This is a genomic window from Streptomyces ruber (assembly GCF_014648075.1).
GTDB lineage: Bacteria > Actinomycetota > Actinomycetes > Streptomycetales > Streptomycetaceae > Streptomyces > Streptomyces ruber.
The window spans coordinates 262,560-284,760 of record NZ_BMQK01000009.1; the positions used below are offsets into that span (position 1 = coordinate 262,560).

Here is a 22,201-nt window from a genome sequence, read left to right on the forward strand (position 1 = left end):
ACGTCGGCGCATCGTGATAAACCGAGTTCGAGCCGCCGGGCCGTACCCGTGCGGACCAGCCGACCGACCGGACCGGAGGAATCGTGCCCCGCACCCTCGCCAACGCCCCGATCATGGTCCTCAACGGGCCCAACCTGAACCTCCTGGGCCAACGCCAGCCCGAGATCTACGGCTCGGACACGCTCGCCGACGTCGAGGCGCTGTGCGTCGGGGCGGCCGCCGCGCACGGGGGCACGATCGACTTCCGGCAGTCCAACCACGAGGGCGAACTGGTCGACTGGATCCAGGAGGCGCGGCTGAGCCACGCCGGCATCGTGATCAACCCCGGCGCCTACTCGCACACGTCCGTGGCGATCCTCGACGCGCTCAACGCCTGCGACGGCCTGCCCGTGCTGGAGGTGCACATCTCCAACATCCACCGGCGCGAGCAGTTCCGGCACCACTCGTACGTCTCGCTCCGCGCCGACGGGGTCATCGCGGGGTGCGGGGTGCAGGGGTACGTGTTCGCCGTGGAACGCGTCGCGGCCCTGGCGGGAACGGGGCAGGCCGAGGCCTGAGGCGGTCCGGGGGCCCCGGGCCCCGGACAACTCCCGTCCCGGGACTACGGCCGCCCCGCGTCGGTGCCGACGACGCGCCGCAGGAAGCGCCGGGTGCGCTCCTGCCGGGGGTTGCCGAACACCTCCTCGGCGGTGCCGCGTTCCACGACCGCACCCGCGTCGAGGAAGCACACCTGGTCCGCGATCTCGCGCGCGAACCCCATCTCGTGCGTGGCCAGCACCATGGTCATGCCCTCGTCCTTCAGGCCCCGGACGACGGCGAGGACCTCGCCCACCAGTTCCGGGTCGAGGGCGGCGGTGATCTCGTCCAGGAGCAGCAGCCGGGGCCGCACGGCCAACGCGCGGACGATCGCGGCCCGTTGCTGCTGACCGCCGCTGAGCCGGTCCGGGTACTCCTCCGCCTTGCCGCCGAGGCCCAGCCGGCCGAGCAGTTCCCGCGCGCGCTCCTCGGCCTCCGCGCGGGGCACCCCGTGCACGCGGCGCGGGGCGAGCGTGACGTTCTCCAGCACGGTCATGTGCGGGAAGAGGTTGTACGCCTGGAAGACCACGCCGATCCGGCGGCGCACCGCGTCCTGGTCGACCCGCGGATCGGTGATCTCCTCTCCGTCCAGCCAGATCGCCCCGTCGTCGATCTCCTCCAGCAGGTTGGCGCACCGCAGCAGCGTCGACTTGCCGGAGCCGGAGGCACCGATCAGCGCCGTCACGGTGTGCGGGGCGACCTCCAGGCCGACGTCGCGCAGCACGACCGTGGAGCCGAACGTCTTGCGGACGGACTCCATGCGCAGCACGGGCGCGTCGCTCACACGGCTCACAGGGCTCCTCCCTGGGCGCGCCGACGGGCCGTCCGGGCCGTCACCCAGTCCGTGAAACGGGTCATCGGAATGGTCAGCGCCACGAAGACCAGTCCGGCGACGATGTACGGCGTGTAGTTGAGGCTGCGGCCCACGATGATGTCCGCCGCGCGGACCGCGTCCACCGCGCCGCCGATCGACACCAGCCCGGTGTCCTTCTGCAGCGACACCAGGTCGTTCAGCAGGGGCGGCACCTGGCGGCGCACCGCCTGCGGCAGCACCACGTGCCGCAGCGCCTGCCGGTTGGTCAGCCCCAGCGAGCGCGCCGCCGCCCGCTGCGAGGGGTGCACGGACTCGATTCCCGCGCGGAACACCTCCGCCACGTACGCCGAGTACGTCAGCGTCAGCGCCGCGCCGCCCAGCAGCACCGGGTCGACCGTGACGCCCGTCAGCCGCAGCGCGGGGACACCCAGGACGACGATCATCAGGTTGATGATCAGGGGCAGCCCGCGGAAGAAGTCCGTGTACGCGGCGGCCAGTGCGCGCAGCGGGAAGAAGACGGGGCCGCGCAGCGTGCGCGCGACCGCCAGCAGCATGCCGAGGACGAGCACCGCGGCGCCGCACACCAGCAGCAGCCGGAGGTTGAGCCACAGCCCCCGGAGGACCACCGGGAACGCCTCGCGCGCGTATCCCCGGTCGAAGAACGTCTCCTTGGTGCGCGGCCAGCCCGGCGCGTTGACGACGAGGAGGTACAGGACGACGCCCGTGACGAGGGTCGACAGCGCGGCCACGGCGGTCGCCCGGCGGGCGCGGGCACGCTTGTACGCCTCCCGCTCGGTCCGCCGCGCGGAGGGGACGTACGGGTCCTCCGTGTCGTCCCGCGCGGGCTCCCCCTTGGTGACCGTCACCGCAGCACCGGGGCGTCGACGGCGTCGGACAGCCACTGCTTCTCGATCGCCGCCAGGGTGCCGTCCTCGCGCAGGGCGTCCACGGCGTCCGTCACGCACGGGGTGAGGGGGCTGCCCTTGTCGAGGACGAGACCGAACTGCTCGACCGCGCCGCCGCGGTTCTCGAACTGCCCGACGATCCTCGCGTCCGTCACTTCCGCCGAGGTGATGTAGAAGGCGGTCGGCAGGTCGACCACGATGGCGTCCACCTGGCCGTTCCGCAGCGCCGACTTCGCCTGGTCGTTCTTGGCGAAGGCGGCGGCCTCCTGGTCCGGCCGCACCAGGTCGTCGATGTAGTCGAGGCTGGTGGTGCCGACCTGGGCGCCCAGCTTCAGGCCCTTCAGTCCGTCGACGCCCGTCGCCTTCGCCGCCGGGGAGTCCTTCAGCGCGACGACGGCCTGGCGGACGTCGTAGTAGCCGGAGGAGAAGTCCACCGCCTTCTTGCGTTCCTCGCTGATCGACACCTGGTTGATGTCGAAGTCGAAGGACTTCTCGCCGGGTGCGAAGGCCTTGTTGAAGGGCACGGTTCGCCAGACGACGTCGTCCCTGCCGTAGCCGAGCTCCTCGGCCACGGCGTACGCGACGGCCGACTCGAAGCCCTCGCCGCCCGCCGGGTCACCGTCCTTGAACCAGGGCTCGTAGGCGGGCTCGTCGGTGGCGACGGTCAGCTTGCCGGTGGTCTCCGTCGCCAACCGCCCCTCGGCGCACGTCTCCTGCGGGGAGCCGGAGGCGCTCTCCTCCGGCTGCGGGGCGCAGCCGGCGGTGACGGCGAACAGCGCGACGGCGGCGGACAGGGCGCGGCGCGGCGCGCGCGGGGTGCGGAGTGCTCCAGCGGCGAGAGGCATGGCGGGAGAGTGGCAGCGCGGTGACCGGTCTGTCGAGGTCAATTAGGCAATCGTCCGCATGATGGGAACGGGCGTTGCATTTTCGTGAACTCCCGGTCCGTGAACTCCCGGTCCGTGAACTCCCGTCCCGTGAACTCCAGGTCCGCGAACTCCCGGTCCGTGAACTCCCGGACAGGTCCCGCGCGCGGGGGTTCACCAGCCCCGTGCGCGCCACTCCGGCAGCTGCGGGCGCTCCACGCCCAGCGTCGTGTCGTTGCCGTGGCCAGGGTAGACCCAGGTCTCGTCCGGGAGCGCGTCGAAGATCTTCGTCTCGACGTCGTGGATCAGACTGGCGAAGGCCTTCGGGTCCTTGCGGGTGTTGCCCACCCCGCCCGGGAAGAGGCAGTCGCCCGTGAACACGTGCGGGTGCCCGTGCGGGTCGTCGTAGACGAGGACGATGGAGCCGGGCGTGTGACCCACCAGGTGGCGCGCGGTCAGCCGGACGTGCCCCACGCTGATGGTGTCGCCGTCGTCGACCAGGACGTCGGTCGGCACCGGGATGCCGCCGGCGTCGTCGCGTCCCGCGTACGTCCGCGCGCCCGTGGCCGCCACGACCTCGGCCAGCGCCTGCCAGTGGTCACCGTGCTGGTGGGTGGTGACGACGGACGTGATGCCGTCGTCACCGATCAGCGTGAGCAGCGTGTCCGCGTCGTTCGCCGCGTCGATCAGCAGTTGCTCGTCCGTGGCCCGGCAGCGCAGGAGGTACGCGTTGTTGTCCATCGGGCCGACCGCGACCTTGGAGATCATCAGGTCCTGCAGTTCGTGCACGTCCGCCGGGCCGCCGACCTTCACCGCTCCGCTGTACGTCATGACGGTCAGTCTAGGGCGCGGTCCGGGGGCGGAGGGGGCGGGGAGCGGGCCGGCACCGCACCGGACCGGCGCGCGGTGTCCTACAGCGGGGGCAGCGACGGCAGCGGGCCGCCCGAGACGCCGAGCCCGGTGCCGTCGCGGCGTCCCGAGAGCCAGCCGAGCAGCTCGGGCGCCGGGCCGGTCACCGTGACCCGGGGCGCGTCGGCCGTCCCCGTCGTTCCCGTGATCCACGCGCGCGTGCCGTCGGTCACACGGGTGCCCGGCACCTCCGGGTGCCCGGCGAAGCGGTCGGCGAGGAAGCCGATCTCCCGTACCGTGAACTCCTCGGGCAGGTCCTCCAGCGCGTAGCCGATCCCGAGGTCCACGTGGTGCAGCTCCACCTCGATCCACCGCCGGAAGGGCACCCGGGACGCGGCGTCCTTCACCCCGTTGCGCAGTTCCAAGGTGCGCGACCAGTCCTGGACCGCGGCCGCCGCGTCCTGGAAGCGGGCCGCGCTGTCGCGTACGTCGGCGAGCTGGACGTCCAGGGGGCGTGGCGCGTCCCGCTCGATGTCGCTGTCGCGGACGTCCGCGGAGGCGTACATGGGGCGCCCCTCGAAGACGTTCACGAGGGCGTCCGCGTTGCGGGCGAGGTGGGCGAGGACATGGCCGCGGGTCCAGCCGGGCAGACGTGACTCCTGCGTCACAGCGGCGTCGTCCAGTGCGGCGGCTGCGGTGAGGAGCCGCTCGGTGGCGTCATGTACAGATGCCAGGTCACGCGCGTGATCCATCATGGGGCCCGACCCTAGCCTCGTCACTCGAACAGGTGAAGAAGGCCGGCAGGCGGCGTGGAACACCCGTAAATCGAATGTACGTGCTATAAGCTCGGGTGCGGCGTCGGGCATGCTGGAAGGCCCGGGTTTGTTGTGAACGGGGGAACAGGACCGGCGCTGTCAGTGGCTCCCCCTAGTCTGGGATCGACGGGGGCCCCGCCCCTGTCACTTCACTCAAGAAAGGTGCGGACCGGCGTGGCCGACCGTCTCATCGTCCGTGGCGCGCGCGAGCACAATCTGAAGAACGTCTCGCTCGACCTGCCACGCGACTCGCTCATCGTCTTCACGGGTCTGTCCGGGTCGGGCAAGTCCTCGCTGGCCTTCGACACCATCTTCGCCGAGGGCCAGCGCAGGTACGTGGAGTCGCTGTCCTCGTACGCCCGGCAGTTCCTCGGGCAGATGGACAAGCCGGACGTCGACTTCATCGAGGGCCTCTCCCCGGCCGTCTCGATAGACCAGAAGTCGACCTCCCGCAACCCGCGCTCGACGGTCGGCACGATCACCGAGGTCTACGACTACCTGCGCCTGCTGTTCGCGCGCATCGGCAAGCCGCACTGCCCCGAGTGCCGCCGTCCGATCTCGCGGCAGTCGCCGCAGGCCATCGTCGACCGGGTGCTGGAGCTGCCGGAGGGCAGCCGCTTCCAGGTGCTGTCGCCGCTGGTGCGCGAGCGCAAGGGCGAGTTCGTCGAACTCTTCGCCGACCTGCAGACCAAGGGCTACTCCCGCGCGCGGGTGGACGGGCGGACGGTCCAGCTCACCGAGCCGCCGACGCTGAAGAAGCAGGAGAAGCACACCATCGAGGTGGTCGTCGACCGCCTCACGGTCAAGGACTCCGCCAAGCGCCGCCTCACCGACTCCGTGGAGACCGCGCTCGGTCTGTCCGGGGGCATGGTCGTGCTCGACTTCGTCGACCTCCCCGAGGACGACCCCGAGCGCGAGCGCATGTTCTCGGAGCACCTGTACTGCCCGTACGACGACCTGTCCTTCGAAGAGCTGGAGCCCCGCTCCTTCTCCTTCAACTCGCCCTTCGGCGCCTGCCCCGACTGCTCCGGCATCGGCACGCGCATGGAGGTCGACCCGGAGCTGATCGTCCCCGACGAGGAGAAGTCGCTCGACGAGGGCGCGATCCACCCCTGGTCGCACGGGCACACCAAGGACTACTTCGCCCGTCTGATCGGGGCCCTCGCCGAGGCGCTGGGCTTCCGGACCGACATCCCCTGGGCCGGTCTCCCGCAGCGCGCCAAGAAGGCGCTGCTGTACGGCCACAAGACGCAGGTCGAGGTCCGCTACCGCAACCGCTACGGGCGCGAGCGCGCGTACACCACGGCCTTCGAGGGCGCCGTCCCGTTCGTGAAGCGGCGGCACAGCGAGGCCGAGAGCGACACCAGCCGTGAGCGCTTCGAGGGCTACATGCGCGAGGTGCCCTGCCCCACCTGTGAGGGCACGCGCCTGAAGCCGATCGTCCTCGCGGTCACGGTCATGGGGAAGTCCATCGCCGAGGTCTCCGCGATGTCCATCAGCGACTGCGCGGACTTCCTGGGCGAGCTGACGCTCGACGCGCGTGACAAGAAGATCGCCGAGCGGGTGCTCAAGGAGGTCAACGAGCGGCTGCGCTTCCTGGTCGACGTCGGCCTGGACTACCTGTCGCTGAACCGCGCGGCCGGCACCCTCTCCGGCGGCGAGGCCCAGCGCATCCGGCTGGCCACCCAGATCGGCTCCGGCCTGGTCGGCGTGCTCTACGTGCTCGACGAGCCGTCCATCGGCCTGCACCAGCGCGACAACCACCGGCTGATCGAGACCCTGGTCCGGCTCCGCGACATGGGCAACACGCTCATCGTCGTCGAGCACGACGAGGACACGATCAAGGTCGCCGACTGGGTCGTGGACATCGGCCCCGGCGCCGGTGAGCACGGCGGCGAGGTCGTGCACAGCGGCACCTACAAGGAGCTGCTGGACAACGACGACTCGATGACCGGTCAGTACCTGGCCGGCAAGAAGGCGATCGGCATCCCGGACGTCCGCCGCCCGGTCGAGCCCGGCCGCGCCCTCACCGTGCACGGCGCCCGCGAGAACAACCTGCAGAACGTCGACGTGTCGTTCCCGCTGGGCGTGCTCACGGCCGTCACCGGCGTGTCGGGCTCCGGCAAGTCGACGCTGGTCAACGACATCCTGTACACCCACCTGGCCCGCGAGCTGAACGGCGCCCGCAGCGTGCCCGGCCGGCACACGCGCGTGGACGGCGACGACCTCGTGGACAAGGTCGTCCACGTCGACCAGTCGCCCATCGGGCGCACCCCGCGGTCCAACCCGGCGACGTACACCGGCGTCTTCGACCACGTCCGCAAGCTGTTCGCGGAGACCACCGAGGCGAAGGTGCGGGGCTACCAGCCCGGCCGCTTCTCCTTCAACGTCAAGGGCGGCCGCTGCGAGAACTGCTCCGGCGACGGCACCATCAAGATCGAGATGAACTTCCTGCCGGACGTGTACGTCCCCTGCGAGGTCTGCCACGGGGCGCGCTACAACCGGGAGACGCTGGAGGTCCACTACAAGGGCAAGTCCATCGCCGAGGTCCTGGACATGCCCATCGAGCAGGCCCTCGACTTCTTCGAGGCCGTGCCCGGCATCTCCCGCCACCTGAAGACGCTCACCGACGTCGGCCTCGGCTACGTCCGGCTCGGCCAGCCCGCCACGACGCTGTCCGGCGGCGAGGCGCAGCGCGTCAAGCTGGCGAGCGAGCTGCAGAAGCGCTCCACCGGGCGCACGGTGTACGTGCTCGACGAGCCGACCACCGGTCTGCACTTCGAGGACATCAGCAAGCTCATCCAGGTGCTGTCCGGCCTGGTCGACAAGGGCAACACGGTCATCGTCATCGAGCACAACCTCGACGTGATCAAGACCGCGGACTGGATCGTCGACATGGGTCCCGAGGGCGGCAGCGGTGGCGGTCTCGTCGTCGCCGAGGGCACGCCGGAGCAGGTCGCCGGGGTTCCCACCAGCCACACCGGCAAGTTCCTGCGGGAGATCCTGGGCGCCGACCGCGTCAGCGACGCCGGCCCGGTGAAGGCCCCGGGCAAGGCGGCCCGGAAGACGGTCGCCGCCAGGTCGACGGCGAAGCGGACGGCGACGGCCAGGACCACCGCCGCCGGCGCCGCGGCCGGCAAGAAGGCCCCGGCGAAGAAGACGGCACGCGCGTCCAAGGCCTGACGCGACGACCGAAACGAGGAGAGACCGGTGAACGTGCGGCGCCCCGCGGGAGATCCCGCGGGGCGCCGCACGTTCGTTCTCGCGTTCGTCGGCCGGCCGCTCTCGTCGGCCGCCCCTCCGGCGGCGGCCCCGCCTGCTCGCCCACCCTGGGCCGACCGGCCGCGCCTCGTGTACGGGACGCCGCTCGACCCGGCCGGACGGCCGACGGCCGGGGCGCGCCCGCGTGGTGCACGCCGAGTGCGAGGGACGGCGGTGTGCGGGAAGCGGCCGGATGCGGGAAGCGGCCGAAGCAGTCCTCAGCCCGCCCGGTGCTCCGGCTCGTCCCCGTCCGCCAGTTCCGCCGCGTACGGCGGTTCCGCGCCCGCCCGTGAGCAGGTGATCGCGGCCGCGCGGGCGGCGAAGCGCAGGAGGCCGGTCCAGTCCTCGGGAGTCAGGGCGGACAGGGCCGCGGGGGAGAGGGCGTCGCGTACGGCCAGACCGTGCAGGAGGGCCGCGTTGACCGTGTCCCCGGCGCCGATGGTGTCCACCACCTCCACCTTCTCCCCGGGCACCGGATGGACGGAGCCGTCACGGGTGAAGGCGGTCAGCCCGTCGCCGCCCTGCGTGATCACGACGGCCGAGGGCCCCGCCGCCAGCCACTCGCGCGGCGTCCCGCCCAGCCACTCCGCGTCCTCCTCGGAGAGCTTCAGCAGCGACACCGACGGCAGCCAGCTCCTGAACCGGGCCCGGTAGGCGTCCGCGTCCGGGATCAGGCCGGCCCGGATGTTCGGGTCGAGGGCGGTGAAGACGCCCTGCGCGGCAGCGCTCCGCATCAGCTCCTCGTACGCGCTCGCACCGGGTTCCAGCACGAGCGAGCAGGTGCCGAAGGAGACCGCCCGGGTGCCCTCCGGCAGCCGGGCGGGCACCTCGAAGAGCCGGTCCGCCGTGCCCTCGACGTAGAAGGAGTACGCGGCCGAGCCGCCCTCGCCGATCGAGGCCGCGGCGAGGGTCGTCGGCTCGGGGCCGCGCTGCACGGAGGACACGTCGACGCCGGCCGCGCCCAGGCCCTCCAGCAGCGCCTCGCCGAACGCGTCGCGCGAGACACGGGAGAAGAAGGCCGTGGGCGAGCCGAGCCGGCCCAGCGCGACGGCCGTGTTGTAGGGGCCGCCGCCCCGTGCCGGGCGCAGGTCCGCGAGCGCGCCCGCCTCTCGCGGTACCAGGTCGATCAGTGCCTCACCGGCGACGACGATCACGGGACGGTCCTTTCGGTGTGCTGCTGGCTGTGCTGGCTGTGCTGGCTGTGCTGGGTGTGCTGGGTGTGCTGGGGCTGTGCGATCCGGGCGGATCCGCCGCCGGTCCCGGCGGGATCCTCCGGGCAACCGCACGAGGTGCGGTGGACGAACGCGCAGGGCAGCCGCACGGTACGGGCGGCACGCCCGGGAGCGTCCAGCCGGTCCAGGAGCAGCCGTACGGCCTGTGCGCCGATCTCCTTGCTGGGCTGGGCGATCGCGGTGAGCCGCGGCCGGAACAGGTCGGCCCAGGCGAAGTCGTCGAAACAGCACAGCGCCACGTCGTCCGGTACGGACAGGCCCAGCTCGCCGAGGGCGCGCAGGGCGCCGATCGTCATGGCGTTGTTGCCGGTGACGAGCGCGGTCGGGGGCGCCGGGCCGTCGAACAGCCCGAGGGTGGCCCGCCGGGCCGTCTCCGCGTCGGAGTCGCCGTGCACGAGGAGACCGCCGGGGGAACCGTCGGAGGAGTCGCCGGGGGAGGGCAGCCCCGCCTCCGCCAGCCCGAGGCGGTAGCCCGCGATCCGTTCCTCGGTGGTGCTCAGCCCCGGCAGGCCCGCGACCATGGCGATGCGCCGGTGGCCGAGTCCGGCGAGGTGGGTGACCAGCCGGGCGGTGGGACCGGTGTTCTCGCTCGACACCTGGTCGAAGGGAAATGGATCACCATCCGGCGGCGCCGGGACCAGCCGGTCCAGGAACACGGCCGGCACCCGGTGCCGGGCCAGATAGCGCAGCAGCCCGGCCGGCTGCGCGGAGGGCGCGGCGATCACACCGTCCACGCGGCGCTCGTGCAGCAGCCGGACGGCCTTCCGCTCGTGCTCCGGGTCGTCGTGCGGGTCGGCGATCAGCAGGCCGTAACCGTGCTCCAGGGCACCCGCCTCGACTCCCTGGAGGATCTCCGTGAAGTACGGGTTGCCGACCGCCGACACCGCGAGCCCGATGGACCGGGTCCGCGAGGTCACCAGGGAACGGGCCAGCGTGTTGTGCGTGTAGCCGAGCTTCTCGATGGCGTCCTCGACCAGCCGCCGGGTCTCGGGGCGCACCGCGCGCGTGTTGTTCAGGACATGGGAGACGGTCGCCACGGACACGCCCGCGTGCCGTGCGACGTCGACCATGGTGGGCACGGCGCTCCTCTTCGTGAACGATCAGCTGTCCGGGCGGAACGTACCGCATGCGGACCGTCCGGGTAAACGTTTGCGCAAGCGTTTACGTCCCGGGACGCGCCCGAGTCACTCCCAGTCCCACCCGATGCCCAGGATCCCCGAGCGCACACGTGGCTCGACGAGGTGCACCGAACGGTGCCGGGCGCTCAGCGTGAGCTCCCGGTGGCCGCTGCGCGGGGCCGCCGCCGTGTGCTGGGTGAACCGGTGGCAGCGGGCCGGCAGGGCGTGCTCGTCGAAGCGGATCTGGAGCGCGTACTGCCCGCCCGTGCAGCCGAACCCGCGGACGTACTCGCGTGACGCGCCGGCCGTTCCGTCCTCGACGGCGTACCGGAAGAGGAACGTGTCGCCGATGCGCAGCCGCACGTCGAAGAGCAGCTCGGCGACGAGCACCCCGGTGTCGTGGTGCCGGAGCACCCGCCCGGTGCGGCAGTTCTCCAGGGCGCGCACCGCCATGCGCTCGGGCGCGCACCCGGGATCGCCGTGGTGCACGGCCACGTAGCGGTCCACGCCGTCCCGGTGGGCGCGCACGATGTGGTGCGACTCACGCGCCAGCAGTTCGCGGCGGCTGCCGATACGCACCCGCTCGTGGTGGCCGATGGTCTGCAGCCCGCCGTCCGGCGACGCGTCCAGCTCCCCCAGGAGCCGCTCCAGTACGCCTGTGGCCGCCACCACGGAGCGGTACGAGCGACCGGCGGAACGTTCCGGCGAGGAGCGCTCCCCGTGCCCGGCGAGCAGGCGGATCAGCGACTCGTCGGGCAGGTGGAGGATCTCCTCCAGGGCGCGGACCGCCCGCAGCGACTCGGGGCGCTGCGGGCGCCGGGCGCCCTGCTGCCAGTAGCTCAGGCTGGTCACGCCGACCCTGACCCCGTAGCGCGACAGATGGTGCTGGACGCGCTGCAGCGGTAGCCCCCGGGCGGCGATCGCGGCCCGCAGCGCGACATGGAAGGGGCCGCCTCGCAGGGCCGTCGCCAACTCCGCCGTACCTGCCGTGCCCGCCGTACCGACGTCCGCGTGCTCCGTGCCGTGCCGCATGCAGAGGCCTCTCTGTGTGGAGTGCGATGGCTGGTCAGACCGTTCGCGCGGGTCGACCGGGGTGCCGCCACAGCGTCCGCGAGCCCGGGCACGCCCCTCGCGGGGGGCGGTGGGCGGCCCCAAGTCATCCCGCATTGAAGCGTGTTGACCAGGAGCCGACAACACCGGCAGCGCAACACCGGCCTCACTCCGCACGGGGCCGGCCGCCGTGCTCCGCACTGCGGGGAAGGGTGTGCCGCGTGGGCCGACAACACTTACTTGTGCAGGAAGCCGCGGTCCGGGCCGGCGGCGGCGGGCTCCCCGGGAGCCTCCGTCAGCGGTCCGGAGAGGCGGATGATGACGGCCAAAACACGGCGTGTCGTCCGCCCGTGCACGGGGGCGCCCGGGTGCGCGGATCAGTACGCTCCGTGAGGGTGCCGGGCCACTGTCCACAGGGCCGCCGCGATGTCGGTCACCGCCAGTAGGGTGTCTGACATGGCCGACCCCTCCAGCTACCGCCCCAAGCCGGGAGAGATCCCGGACTCGCCCGGGGTGTACAAGTTCCGTGACGAGCACCGCCGGGTGATCTACGTCGGAAAGGCGAAGAGCCTGCGCCAGCGCCTGGCGAACTACTTCCAGGACCTGGCGAACCTCCACCCGCGCACCCGTTCCATGGTCACCACGGCCGCGTCCGTGGAGTGGACGGTGGTGTCCACGGAGGTGGAGGCGCTCCAGCTGGAGTACTCCTGGATCAAGGAATTCGACCCCCGGTTCAACGTCAAGTACCGCGACGACAAGAGCTACCCCTACCTCGCGGTCACCATGAACGAGCAGTACCCGCGCGTGCAGGTCATGCGGGGCCACAAGAAGAAGGGCGTGCGCTACTTCGGCCCGTACGCGCACGCGTGGGCGATCCGCGACACCGTCGACCTGCTGCTGCGCGTCTTCCCCGTGCGCACCTGCTCGGCCGGCGTCTTCAAGAACGCCGCCCGCACCGGCCGCCCCTGCCTGCTGGGCTACATCGGCAAGTGCTCCGCCCCCTGCGTCGAGCGGATCTCCGCCGACGACCACTGGGAACTGGCCGAGGAGTTCTGCGACTTCATGGCCGGCCGCACCGGCACCTACCTCCGCCGCCTGGAGCGGCGGATGGCGGAGGCGGCCGAGGAGATGGAGTACGAGCGGGCGGCCCGCCTGCGCGACGACATCGGCGCCCTGAAGAAGGCCATGGAGAAGAACGCGGTCGTGCTCGCCGACGCGACCGACGCCGACCTGATCGCGGTGGCCGAGGACGAGCTCGAGGCGGCCGTGCAGATCTTCCACGTCCGCGGCGGGCGCGTGCGCGGCCAGCGGGGCTGGGTGACCGACAAGGTGGAGGCGGTCACCATGAGCGGCCTCGTCGAACACGCCCTCCAGCAGCTGTACGGGGAGGAGACCGGCGACTCCGTCCCCAAGGAGGTCCTCGTCCCGGCGCTGCCCGACCCCGTGGAGCCCGTTCAGGAGTGGCTGACGGGCCGCCGCGGCGCCGGCGTGTCGCTGCGCATCCCGCAGCGCGGTGACAAGAGGGCCCTGATGGAGACCGTGCAGCGGAACGCCCAGCAGGCGCTCGTGCTGCACAAGACCAAGCGTGCCTCCGACCTGACCACCCGCTCGCGCGCCCTGGAGGAGATCGCCGACGCGCTCGGCCTGGACGGCGCGCCCCTGCGGATCGAGTGCTACGACATCTCGCACCTCCAGGGCGAGGACGTGGTGGCGTCCATGGTCGTTTTCGAGGACGGGCTGGCCCGCAAGAGCGAGTACCGGCGCTTCCAGATCAAGGGCTTCGAGGGCCAGGACGACGTCCGCTCCATGCACGAGGTGATCACCCGCCGCTTCAAGCGGTACCTCGTGGAGAAGGAGAGGACGGGCGAGTGGACGGAGGGCGCGGAGCCGGACGACACCGAGGGACGGCTCAAGGACGAGGACGGCCGTCCCAGGCGTTTCGCCTACCCGCCGCAGCTCGTCGTCGTGGACGGCGGGCAGCCCCAGGTCGCCGCCGCCCGCCGGGCCCTCGACGAGCTGGGCATCGACGACATCGCGGTGTGCGGACTGGCCAAGCGCCTGGAGGAGGTGTGGGTCCCGGATGAGGACGACCCGGTGGTCCTGCCCCGGTCCAGTGAGGGCCTGTACCTGCTGCAGCGCGTCCGCGACGAGGCCCACCGCTTCGCGATCACCTACCAGCGCACCAAGCGCTCCAAGCGCATCCGCTCGGGGCCCCTGGACGACGTGCCGGGCCTCGGCGAGACCCGCAAGCAGGCGCTGCTCAAGCACTTCGGCTCGGTGAAGAGACTGCGCACGGCGACGATCGAACAGATCTGCGAGGTCCCCGGCATAGGCCGGAAGACGGCGGAAACCATCGCCGTGGCCCTGGCCCGGGCGACCCCGCCGGCACCCGCCGTGAACACGGCGACCGGAGAGATCCTCGACGACGAGGACGAGCCCTGGACGGCAACTTCGGGTCCTGCGGACGGCGAGGGAGCAGGATCGCCGACCGGTCTCCCGGGCGGCGAGGGCTTCACAACGGCGGAGGACTCCGCGGCGGACGGCGGCGAGGGGCCCCGGCCGGTGGCTCGCGCCTCGGGCGGCGAGGAGCCCGGTGGGGCGGAGGACGAGCCCGGGACGGCAACTTCGGGTCCTGCGGACGGCGAGGGAGCAGGATCGCCGACCGGTCTCCCGGGCGGCGAGGGTGCCGGTGCGGCTGGGAGTGTCCCGGGCGGCGAGGGGCCCCGGCCGGTGGCTCGCGCCTCGGGCGGCGAGGAGCCCGGTGGGGCGGTGGGCCTCTCGGGCGGCGGCGAGGGGACGAGGGCAGAGACGCGTCCCACTGAGCACCCCGTATCCGCGGGGCTGTCGGACGAACGACGGGGGCAGGAGAGATGACCGGACACGACGAGCGCGACGACGAGCGCACGGTAGGGCGGCACGAGACCACGCGCGAGGAGGCGGATGGTCACGGTCCGCCGCATCCGGCGGCACAGGAAGACGGGGCACAGGTGAGTACGGGCATCGAAACGGCCGGGGTCCCCGACACGGCCATCCCCGAGCTGGTGATCATCTCCGGCATGTCCGGCGCCGGCCGGTCCACCGCGGCCAAGTGCCTGGAGGACCTCGGCTGGTTCGTCGTCGACAACCTGCCGCCCGCGCTGATCCCCACCATGGTGGAGCTCGGCGCCCGCTCCCAGGGCAACGTGGCGCGGATCGCGGTCGTCGTCGACGTCCGCGGCCGCCGCTTCTTCGACAACCTCCGCGAGTCCCTCGCCGACCTGGAGGCCCGGCACGTCACCCGGCGGATCGTCTTCCTGGAGTCCTCCGACGACGCCCTGGTGCGCCGTTTCGAGTCCGTGCGCCGCCCGCACCCCCTCCAGGGCGACGGCCGCATCGTCGACGGCATCGCCGCCGAGCGGGAACTGCTGCGCGAGCTGCGCGGCGACGCCGACCTGGTGATCGACACCTCCAGCCTCAACGTGCACGAGCTGCGCGCCAAGATGGACGCCCAGTTCGCCGGCGAGGAGGAGCCCGAGCTGCGGGCCACCGTCATGTCCTTCGGCTTCAAGTACGGCCTCCCGGTCGACGCCGACCTGGTCGTGGACATGCGGTTCCTGCCCAACCCGCACTGGGTCCCCGAGCTGCGCCCGTACACCGGCCTCAACGAGGAGGTGTCGTCGTACGTCTACAACCAGCCCGGCGCCAAGGAGTTCCTCGACCGCTACTCCGAGCTGCTCCAGCTCATCGCCGCCGGGTACCGCCGCGAGGGCAAGCGCTACGTGACCGTCGCGGTCGGCTGCACCGGCGGCAAGCACCGCTCCGTCGCCACCGCCGAGAAGCTCGCCGCCCGGCTGTCCTCCCAGGGCGTGGAGACCGTGGTCGTGCACCGGGACCTGGGCCGCGAATGACCGGACGCACGTTGCGGCTGAGCCGGCTGCGCAGGGCCGCCCCAGAAGGCCGCGGGGGCCGCGGCGGCAGACCAGCGGAGGCACGTGAGCCGCGCGAGACACGGGGCGGCCGCCCGCGCCGCCGCGGCGCCCAGCCCAAGGTCGTCGCGCTCGGCGGCGGCATGGGCCTGTCCGCCTCGCTGGCCGCCCTGCGCCGGATCACCGGCGACCTCACCGCCGTCGTCACCGTGGCCGACGACGGCGGCTCCAGCGGGCGCCTCCGCGACGAGCTGGGCGTGCTGCCGCCCGGCGACCTGCGCAAGGCGCTGGCCGCGCTGTGCGGCGACGACGACTGGGGCCAGACCTGGGCGCGGGTCATCCAGCACCGCTTCCAGAGCGAGGGCGACCTGCACGGCCACGCGGTGGGCAACGTGCTGATCGTCGCCCTGTGGGAACAGCTCGGCGACCACGTCCAGGCACTCGACCTGGTCGGCAGGCTGCTCGGCGCGCACGGCCGGGTGCTCCCCATGTCCGCCGTACCCCTGGAGCTGCAGGCGCTGGTCAGGGGACACGACCCGGACCGCCCGGACGACATCGACACCGTACGGGGACAGGCGACCGTCGCCCTCACGCCCGGCGAGGTGCAGTCCGTGCACCTGGTGCCGCACGACCCGCCCGCCGTCCCCGAGGCCGTCGCGGCGGTCCTCGACGCGGACTGGGTGGTCATCGGTCCCGGCTCCTGGTTCTCCTCGGTCATGCCCCACCTGCTCGTGCCCGAGCTGCTGGACGCCCTCACGGCCACCAAGGCGCGCCGCGTGCTGTCCCTGAACCTCGCCCCGCAGCCCGGAGAAACCGAAGGGTTCTCCCCGCAGCGTCATTTGGAGGTTTTGGCACGACACGCCCCTAAACTCGCCCTGGACGTGGTGCTGGCCGACACGGCCGCCGTGCCCGACCGCGAGTCGCTCACCGAGGCCGCCAAGAGGTTCGGAGCGGCGGTCGAGCTGGCGCCGGTGGCCAGGACCGACGGAACCCCGCGGCACGACCCGGAGCTGTTGGCCGCCGCGTACGACCGTATTTTTCGGATGCATGGAAGGATCGGCCCATGGCGATGACGGCAGCGGTGAAGGACGAGATCTCCCGGCTACCCGTCACCCGGACCTGCTGCAGAAAGGCGGAGGTCTCGGCGATCCTTCGGTTCGCGGGCGGGCTGCACCTGGTGAGCGGCCGCATCGTGATCGAGGCGGAGCTGGACACGGCGTCGGCGGCCCGCCGGCTCAAGCGGGACATCCTGGAGATCTTCGGCCACAGCTCCGAACTGATCGTCATGGCGCCCGGAGGACTGCGCCGCGGCTCCCGCTACGTCGTGCGCGTGGTCGCCGGCGGTGACCAGCTGGCCCGCCAGACCGGGCTCGTCGACGGCCGGGGCCGCCCGATCCGCGGCCTGCCCCCGCAGGTGGTCTCCGGGGCCACCTGCGACGCGGAGGCGGCCTGGCGCGGCGCCTTCCTGGCGCACGGCTCGCTCACCGAACCGGGCCGCTCCTCCTCCCTGGAGGTGACCTGCCCCGGTCCCGAGGCCGCGCTCGCGCTGGTCGGCGCCGCCCGCCGGCTGTCGATCGCCGCGAAGGCCCGCGAGGTGCGCGGCGTGGACCGGGTCGTCGTCCGGGACGGGGACGCCATCGGCGCCCTGCTCACCCGGCTCGGCGCCCACGACTCCGTGCTGGCCTGGGAGGAGCGGCGGATGCGCCGCGAGGTCCGCGCCACCGCCAACCGGCTCGCCAACTTCGACGACGCGAACCTGCGCCGCTCCGCGCGCGCGGCCGTCGCCGCCGGTGCCCGGGTGCAGCGCGCCCTGGAGATCCTCGCCGACGAGGTTCCCGAGCACCTCGCGGCGGCCGGACGGCTGCGCATGGAGCACAAGCAGGCCTCCCTGGAGGAGCTGGGCGCGCTCGCCGACCCGCCACTGACCAAGGACGCCGTCGCGGGCCGTATCCGCCGGCTCCTGGCCATGGCCGACAAGCGGGCCGCCGACCTCGGCATCCCCGGCACGGAGGCCAACCTCTCCGAGGAACTGGCCGACAACCTGGCAGGCTGACCGCCCCGGCGCCCGCGGGCGCCGGCGGTCGTCGTCAACCGTCCCCGGGGCGATCACTCCCTGTCATCGGTGCACCGTGGACGGGGCGGCCCGTACCCCTACCGACGGGTATGAATCGCCCCGCCGGGTATGGGCCATCTCAATGTCACCACCGGGGGCCCAGGGAGGTAGGGTCGTATGCGGTCGGGGACATCCCATACAGCTCGCCGGCATCGACGGTCGGCGTACCAACGAGGAGATCGGTTCGTGACGATCCGCGTAGGCATCAACGGCTTCGGCCGCATCGGGCGTAACTACTTCCGCGCGCTGCTGGAGCAGGGTGCGGACATCGAGGTCGTGGCTGTCAACGACCTGGGTGACACCGCGACCACGGCGCACCTGCTGAAGTACGACACCATCCTGGGCCGCCTCAAGGCCGAGGTGTCGCACACCGAGGACACCATCACCGTCGACGGCCACACCATCAAGGTGCTGTCCGAGCGCAACCCCGCCGACATCCCGTGGGGCGAGCTGGGCGTCGACATCGTGATCGAGTCCACCGGCATCTTCACCAAGAAGGCCGACGCCGAGAAGCACATCGCGGGCGGCGCCAAGAAGGTCCTCATCTCGGCTCCGGCCAAGGACGAGGACATCACCATCGTGATGGGCGTCAACCAGGACAAGTACGACGCGGCCAACCACCACGTCATCTCCAACGCCTCCTGCACCACCAACTGTGTGGCGCCGATGGCGAAGGTCCTCGACGAGAACTTCGGCATCGTCAAGGGCATGATGACCACGGTGCACGCGTACACGAACGACCAGCGCATCCTTGACTTCCCGCACAAGGACCTGCGCCGCGCCCGTGCCGCCGCCGAGAACATCATTCCGACGACCACCGGTGCCGCCAAGGCCACCGCCCTGGTCCTCCCGCAGCTCGAGGGCAAGCTGGACGGCATCGCGATGCGCGTCCCGGTCCCGACCGGCTCGGTCACCGACCTCGTCGTCGAGCTCGACCGCGAGGTCACCAAGGACGAGATCAACGCCGCGTTCCAGAAGGCCGCCGAGGGGCAGCTCAAGGGCATCCTCGAGTACACCGAGGACCCGATCGTCTCCTCGGACATCGTCAACTGGCCGGCCTCCTGCACCTTCGACTCGTCCCTGACGATGACCCAGGGCAAGCAGGTCAAGATCGTCGGCTGGTACGACAACGAGTGGGGCTACTCCAACCGCCTCGTCGACCTCACGGTCTTCGTCGGCGGCCAGCTCTGAGCAGCCAGGCAGGCACCTCGAGGTGAGCGCAGGGCTCGGGTGGCGTGAGAAGCGCCCCCGGGCCCTGCGCCGCCTGGCGTGCGGCCCACCGCCGCAGCCCCGCGTACCCGGTCGGTCGCCGTCGTCGTTCCCCGTGTGCGATGTCCATGTGATGGTCCCGACGGTCCCGGTGTCCGCGGACATACTCAGAGCCCTTCCAGGAGAACCCCTATGAAGACGATCGACGAACTCCTCGCCGACGGAGTGGCGGGCAAGCGGGTCTTCGTCCGCGCCGACCTCAACGTGCCGCTCGACGGCACCACCATCACCGACGACGGCCGCATCCGCGCGGTCGTGCCCACCGTCAAGGCGCTGGCCGAGGCGGGCGCGCGCGTGGTCGTCGCCTCCCACCTGGGCCGCCCCAAGGGCGCCCCGGACCCGGCCTTCTCGCTCGCCCCGGCCGCCGCGCGGCTCGGCGAACTGCTCGGCACCGACGTCGCGTTCGCGACCGACACCGTCGGCGAGTCCGCCACGTCCACCGTCGCCTCTCTGACCGACGGACAGGTCGCGGTCATCGAGAACCTGCGCTTCAACGCCGGCGAGACCGCCAAGGAGGACGCCGAGCGCGCCGCCTTCGCGGAGCGGCTCGCCGCCCTCGCCGACGTGTACGTGGGCGACGGCTTCGGCGCCGTGCACCGCAAGCACGCCTCGGTGTTCGACCTCCCGGCCCGGCTGCCGCACTACGCCGGGTACCTCATCACCACCGAGGTCGGCGTGCTGAAGAAGCTCACCGAGGACGTCGAGCGGCCCTACGCCGTGGTCCTCGGCGGTTCCAAGGTCTCCGACAAGCTGGCCGTCATCGACCAGCTGCTCGGCAAGGCGGACCGCATCCTCGTCGGCGGCGGCATGGTCTTCACCTTCCTCGCGGCCAAGGGCCACGAGGTCGGCGCCTCCCTCCTCCAGCAGGACCAGCTCCCGGCCGTCCGGGAGTACATCGAGCGGGCGGAGAAGAACGGCGTCGAGCTGGTCCTCCCCGTCGACGTGGTGACCTCCGCCGAGTTCCCGGACCTGAAGACCAAGGCCCCCTCGGACCCCCGCACCGTCGCCGCGGACGCCATCCCCGCCGACCAGATGGGCCTGGACATCGGCCCCGAGACCCGCAAGCTGTACGCCTCGAGGATCGCCGACGCGGCCACCGTCTTCTGGAACGGCCCCATGGGCGTCTTCGAGCACCCCGACTACGCCGAGGGCACCCGGGCGGTCGCCCAGGCCCTCGTCGACTCCCCGGCCTTCTCGGTCGTCGGCGGCGGAGACTCCGCCGCGGCCGTGCGCATCCTGGGCTTCGACGAGAACGCGTTCGGCCACATCTCGACCGGCGGCGGCGCCTCCCTCGAATACCTCGAGGGCAAGACGCTCCCCGGCCTCGCCGCACTGGAGGACTGACCCTCGATGACCACTCCCGAACAGGGCCGCACGCCGATCATGGCGGGCAACTGGAAGATGAACCTCAACCACCTCGAGGCCATCGCCCACGTCCAGAAGCTCGCCTTCGCCCTCGCGGACAAGGACTACGAGGCCACCGAGGTCGCCGTCCTGCCGCCGTTCACCGATCTGCGCTCGGTGCAGACCCTGGTCGACGGCGACAAACTGAAGATCAAGTACGGCGCCCAGGACCTCTCGGCCCACGACTCCGGCGCCTACACCGGCGAGATCTCCGGCTCGATGCTCGCCAAGCTGAAGTGCACGTACGTGGCGGTCGGGCACTCCGAGCGCCGGCAGTACCACGCCGAGACCGACGAGATCTGCAACGCCAAGGTCAAGGCCGCCTACAAGCACGGCCTCACCCCGATCCTGTGCGTCGGCGAGGAGCTGGAGGTCCGTGACGCAGGCAACCACGTCACGCACACGCTCGCCCAGGTCGAGGGCGGCCTGAAGGACGTCCCGGCCGAGCAGGCCGAGACCGTCGTGATCGCGTACGAGCCCGTCTGGGCGATCGGCACCGGCAAGGTCTGCGGCGCCGAGGACGCCCAGGAGGTCTGCGGGGCCATCCGCGGCAAGCTCGCCGAGCTGTACTCGCAGGACGTGGCCGACAAGATCCGCATCCAGTACGGCGGCTCCGTGAAGTCCGGGAACGTCGCCGAGATCATGGCGCAGCCCGACATCGACGGCGCCCTGGTCGGCGGCGCCTCGCTGGACGCCGACGAGTTCGTCAGGATCGTGCGCTTCCGCGATCAGTGATGCCACGGTCACGCGACCAGTGAGTATGCGCTAGAGGCGATTCGTCGTACCCTTGCGGGGGCCCGGTGGCGAGTCACCCGGCCCCCGTCGTCCCTAACAGTCCGAGGAAGTTGGTCCAGCCGTGGTTATGGGGTTCTCGATCGCCCTGATCGTCTTCAGCCTGTTGCTGATGCTGCTGGTGCTGATGCACAAGGGGAAGGGCGGCGGCCTCTCCGACATGTTCGGCGGCGGCATGCAGTCGTCCGTCGGAGGCTCCTCGGTCGCCGAGCGGAACCTCGACCGGATCACCGTGGTGGTCGGTCTGCTGTGGTTCGCGTGCATTATCGTTCTCGCCCTGCTGATGAAGGTCAACAACTGACCGAAACGCGGCACGCCAGTACATCAGTACGTCACAGACGCAGCATTCCGCACGTAAAGCCCCATGGTCGGTACGCGCCCAACGGCGCGGCCTATCATGGGGCTTGCGTCTGGCAGGCGGGGTGTAACTCCAATCACTGGACGCGCGTTGGGCCTTACGTAGACTGAGGCGCTCGCGGCGAAGCGTCACGCCGACTCGCTTCGCGGCACCATCACGCAGGGAGTTACGACCGTGGCAAGTGGCAACGCGATCCGAGGAAGCCGGGTCGGGGCGGGGCCGATGGGCGAAGCCGAGCGCGGCGAGTCCGCTCCCCGGCTGCGCATCTCCTTCTGGTGCTCCAACGGGCACGAGACCCAGCCGAGTTTCGCCAGCGACGCGCAGGTTCCCGATACCTGGGACTGCCCGCGCTGCGGCTTTCCGGCGGGGCAGGACCGGGACAATCCTCCGGACCCGCCGCGCACCGAACCGTACAAGACGCACCTCGCGTACGTGCGGGAGCGACGCAGCGACGCGGACGGCGAGGCGATCCTCGCCGAGGCGCTCGCCAAACTGAGGGGCGAGATCTAGAAGTTGTGATCCGGCCGGGCATGGAACGGTGCCCGGCCGCGTTCTTCGTACTGTCCGTGCCGCAGCGCGAGCGGCGCCGACGGCGGACGTATCGTCGGGATACGCACGCAGGACGGAACGAAAGAAGGCGGAAGACCGGATATGAACGCAGGAAGCCGTGCCGGGTTGCACCAGACGCCCGAGTGGGCGGCGCTCGCCAAGCACCGGGAGGAGCTGGGCGAGGTCCAGCTGCGCGACCTGTTCGCGGCCGACCCCGGACGCGGTACCGGATACACGCTGCGGGTCGGTGATCTGCACCTGGACTACTCCAAGCATCTGGTCACCGACGAGACGCTGGCGCTGCTGCGGGAACTGGCGGCGGCGACGG

At 71.7% G+C, this 22,201-nt stretch carries 18 protein-coding genes and 2 pseudogenes; 12 read left to right on the forward strand and 8 right to left on the reverse strand.

Annotated features, from left to right (window positions below; translation table 11 throughout):
• Positions 1-83 precede the first annotated feature (83 nt).
• Positions 84-557: a type II 3-dehydroquinate dehydratase gene (aroQ, locus tag IEZ04_RS20920; RefSeq protein WP_189218450.1), complete on the forward strand. Its 474-nt coding sequence runs from the start codon at positions 84-86 to the stop codon at positions 555-557.
• A gap of 44 nt (positions 558-601) precedes the next feature.
• On the opposite strand, the gene IEZ04_RS20925 is transcribed toward aroQ, so the two are convergent.
• The 5 genes from IEZ04_RS20925 to IEZ04_RS20945 all read right to left on the reverse strand — a co-directional run bounded on the left by IEZ04_RS20925 (position 602) and on the right by IEZ04_RS20945 (position 4,762).
• On the reverse strand, positions 602-1,336 hold the full coding sequence (locus IEZ04_RS20925) for an amino acid ABC transporter ATP-binding protein (protein ID WP_189218484.1): 735 nt from the start codon (positions 1,334-1,336) through the stop codon (positions 602-604).
• 29 nt (positions 1,337-1,365) lie between these two features.
• The gene (locus IEZ04_RS20930) at positions 1,366-2,256 is read right to left on the reverse strand and encodes an amino acid ABC transporter permease (RefSeq protein WP_189218451.1); all 891 of its coding nucleotides are present in this window, start codon (positions 2,254-2,256) and stop codon (positions 1,366-1,368) included.
• Positions 2,253-3,140, reverse strand: coding sequence for an ABC transporter substrate-binding protein (locus IEZ04_RS20935; RefSeq protein ID WP_189218452.1), 888 nt, complete (start codon positions 3,138-3,140; stop codon positions 2,253-2,255). Before IEZ04_RS20935 ends, IEZ04_RS20930 begins: the two co-directional genes overlap by 4 nt.
• Positions 3,141-3,332: 192 nt before the next feature.
• Positions 3,333-3,989 (reverse strand): MBL fold metallo-hydrolase, encoded by a 657-nt coding sequence (locus IEZ04_RS20940; protein WP_189218453.1) that lies wholly within the window; start codon positions 3,987-3,989, stop codon positions 3,333-3,335.
• An 80-nt stretch (positions 3,990-4,069) separates the two neighbouring features.
• Positions 4,070-4,762 (reverse strand): maleylpyruvate isomerase family mycothiol-dependent enzyme, encoded by a 693-nt coding sequence (locus IEZ04_RS20945; protein WP_189218454.1) that lies wholly within the window; start codon positions 4,760-4,762, stop codon positions 4,070-4,072.
• Between the two features lie 234 nt (positions 4,763-4,996).
• Between IEZ04_RS20945 and uvrA the strand changes: the two genes are divergently transcribed.
• Positions 4,997-8,005, forward strand: a complete 3,009-nt coding sequence (uvrA, locus tag IEZ04_RS20950) for an excinuclease ABC subunit UvrA (RefSeq protein ID WP_189218455.1) — start codon at positions 4,997-4,999, stop codon at positions 8,003-8,005.
• Between the two features lie 296 nt (positions 8,006-8,301).
• On the opposite strand, the gene IEZ04_RS20955 is transcribed toward uvrA, so the two are convergent.
• The 3 genes from IEZ04_RS20955 to IEZ04_RS20965 all read right to left on the reverse strand — a co-directional run bounded on the left by IEZ04_RS20955 (position 8,302) and on the right by IEZ04_RS20965 (position 11,465).
• On the reverse strand, positions 8,302-9,237 hold the full coding sequence (locus tag IEZ04_RS20955) for a carbohydrate kinase family protein (RefSeq protein ID WP_189218456.1): 936 nt from the start codon (positions 9,235-9,237) through the stop codon (positions 8,302-8,304).
• Positions 9,234-10,394, reverse strand: a complete 1,161-nt coding sequence (locus IEZ04_RS20960; RefSeq protein WP_189218457.1) for a LacI family DNA-binding transcriptional regulator — start codon at positions 10,392-10,394, stop codon at positions 9,234-9,236. The genes IEZ04_RS20955 and IEZ04_RS20960 overlap by 4 nt, the downstream gene beginning before the upstream one ends.
• 105 nt (positions 10,395-10,499) lie before the next feature.
• Positions 10,500-11,465, reverse strand: coding sequence for a hypothetical protein (locus IEZ04_RS20965; RefSeq protein WP_189218458.1), 966 nt, complete (start codon positions 11,463-11,465; stop codon positions 10,500-10,502).
• A gap of 474 nt (positions 11,466-11,939) precedes the next feature.
• Between IEZ04_RS20965 and uvrC the strand changes: the two are divergent.
• The 10 genes and pseudogenes from uvrC to IEZ04_RS21015 all read left to right on the forward strand — a co-directional run.
• Positions 11,940-13,991, forward strand: a pseudogene (gene uvrC / locus IEZ04_RS20970) (excinuclease ABC subunit UvrC); the annotation flags it as partial.
• 362 nt (positions 13,992-14,353) lie between these two features.
• Positions 14,354-15,370, forward strand: a complete 1,017-nt coding sequence (gene rapZ, locus IEZ04_RS20975; protein WP_189218459.1) for an RNase adapter RapZ — start codon at positions 14,354-14,356, stop codon at positions 15,368-15,370.
• Positions 15,367-16,461: a gluconeogenesis factor YvcK family protein gene (locus tag IEZ04_RS20980; RefSeq protein WP_189218460.1), complete on the forward strand. Its 1,095-nt coding sequence runs from the start codon at positions 15,367-15,369 to the stop codon at positions 16,459-16,461. The genes rapZ and IEZ04_RS20980 overlap by 4 nt, the downstream gene beginning before the upstream one ends.
• On the forward strand, positions 16,452-17,441 hold the full coding sequence (gene whiA, locus IEZ04_RS20985; protein WP_189218461.1) for a DNA-binding protein WhiA: 990 nt from the start codon (positions 16,452-16,454) through the stop codon (positions 17,439-17,441). Before IEZ04_RS20980 ends, whiA begins: the two co-directional genes overlap by 10 nt.
• 246 nt (positions 17,442-17,687) lie before the next feature.
• Entirely contained in the window at positions 17,688-18,692 is a 1,005-nt protein-coding gene (gene gap / locus IEZ04_RS20990) for a type I glyceraldehyde-3-phosphate dehydrogenase (protein WP_189218462.1), read from the forward strand.
• Between the two features lie 210 nt (positions 18,693-18,902).
• A complete protein-coding gene (locus IEZ04_RS20995) occupies positions 18,903-20,114 on the forward strand; it encodes a phosphoglycerate kinase (protein ID WP_189218463.1) in 1,212 nt (403 codons plus the stop codon).
• A gap of 39 nt (positions 20,115-20,153) precedes the next feature.
• Entirely contained in the window at positions 20,154-20,909 is a 756-nt protein-coding gene (gene tpiA / locus IEZ04_RS21000) for a triose-phosphate isomerase (RefSeq protein ID WP_373296340.1), read from the forward strand.
• 127 nt (positions 20,910-21,036) lie between these two features.
• On the forward strand, positions 21,037-21,267 hold the full coding sequence (gene secG, locus IEZ04_RS21005; protein WP_189218465.1) for a preprotein translocase subunit SecG: 231 nt from the start codon (positions 21,037-21,039) through the stop codon (positions 21,265-21,267).
• A gap of 231 nt (positions 21,268-21,498) precedes the next feature.
• Positions 21,499-21,834: an RNA polymerase-binding protein RbpA gene (locus IEZ04_RS21010; RefSeq protein ID WP_003957010.1), complete on the forward strand. Its 336-nt coding sequence runs from the start codon at positions 21,499-21,501 to the stop codon at positions 21,832-21,834.
• Positions 21,835-21,975: 141 nt separating this feature from the next.
• A pseudogene (locus IEZ04_RS21015) lies at positions 21,976-22,201 on the forward strand (glucose-6-phosphate isomerase); the annotation flags it as partial.

Excerpts from the sequence above, each read along its gene's own strand:
- IEZ04_RS20980 (WP_189218460.1), top strand. The coding sequence starts at position 15,367 with ATGACCGGACGCACGTTGCGGCTGAGCCGGCTGCGCAGGGCCGCCCCA.
- IEZ04_RS20940 (WP_189218453.1), bottom strand. The coding sequence starts at position 3,989 with ATGACGTACAGCGGAGCGGTGAAGGTCGGCGGCCCGGCGGACGTGCAC.
- IEZ04_RS20965 (WP_189218458.1), bottom strand. The coding sequence starts at position 11,465 with ATGCGGCACGGCACGGAGCACGCGGACGTCGGTACGGCGGGCACGGCA.
- IEZ04_RS20935 (WP_189218452.1), bottom strand. The coding sequence starts at position 3,140 with ATGCCTCTCGCCGCTGGAGCACTCCGCACCCCGCGCGCGCCGCGCCGC.
- rapZ (WP_189218459.1), top strand. The coding sequence starts at position 14,354 with ATGACCGGACACGACGAGCGCGACGACGAGCGCACGGTAGGGCGGCAC.
- secG (WP_189218465.1), top strand. The coding sequence starts at position 21,037 with ATGGGGTTCTCGATCGCCCTGATCGTCTTCAGCCTGTTGCTGATGCTG.
- tpiA (WP_373296340.1), top strand. The coding sequence starts at position 20,154 with ATGGCGGGCAACTGGAAGATGAACCTCAACCACCTCGAGGCCATCGCC.
- IEZ04_RS20945 (WP_189218454.1), bottom strand. The coding sequence starts at position 4,762 with ATGATGGATCACGCGCGTGACCTGGCATCTGTACATGACGCCACCGAG.
- IEZ04_RS20995 (WP_189218463.1), top strand. The coding sequence starts at position 18,903 with ATGAAGACGATCGACGAACTCCTCGCCGACGGAGTGGCGGGCAAGCGG.
- IEZ04_RS20925 (WP_189218484.1), bottom strand. The coding sequence starts at position 1,336 with ATGGAGTCCGTCCGCAAGACGTTCGGCTCCACGGTCGTGCTGCGCGAC.
- whiA (WP_189218461.1), top strand. The coding sequence starts at position 16,452 with ATGGCGATGACGGCAGCGGTGAAGGACGAGATCTCCCGGCTACCCGTC.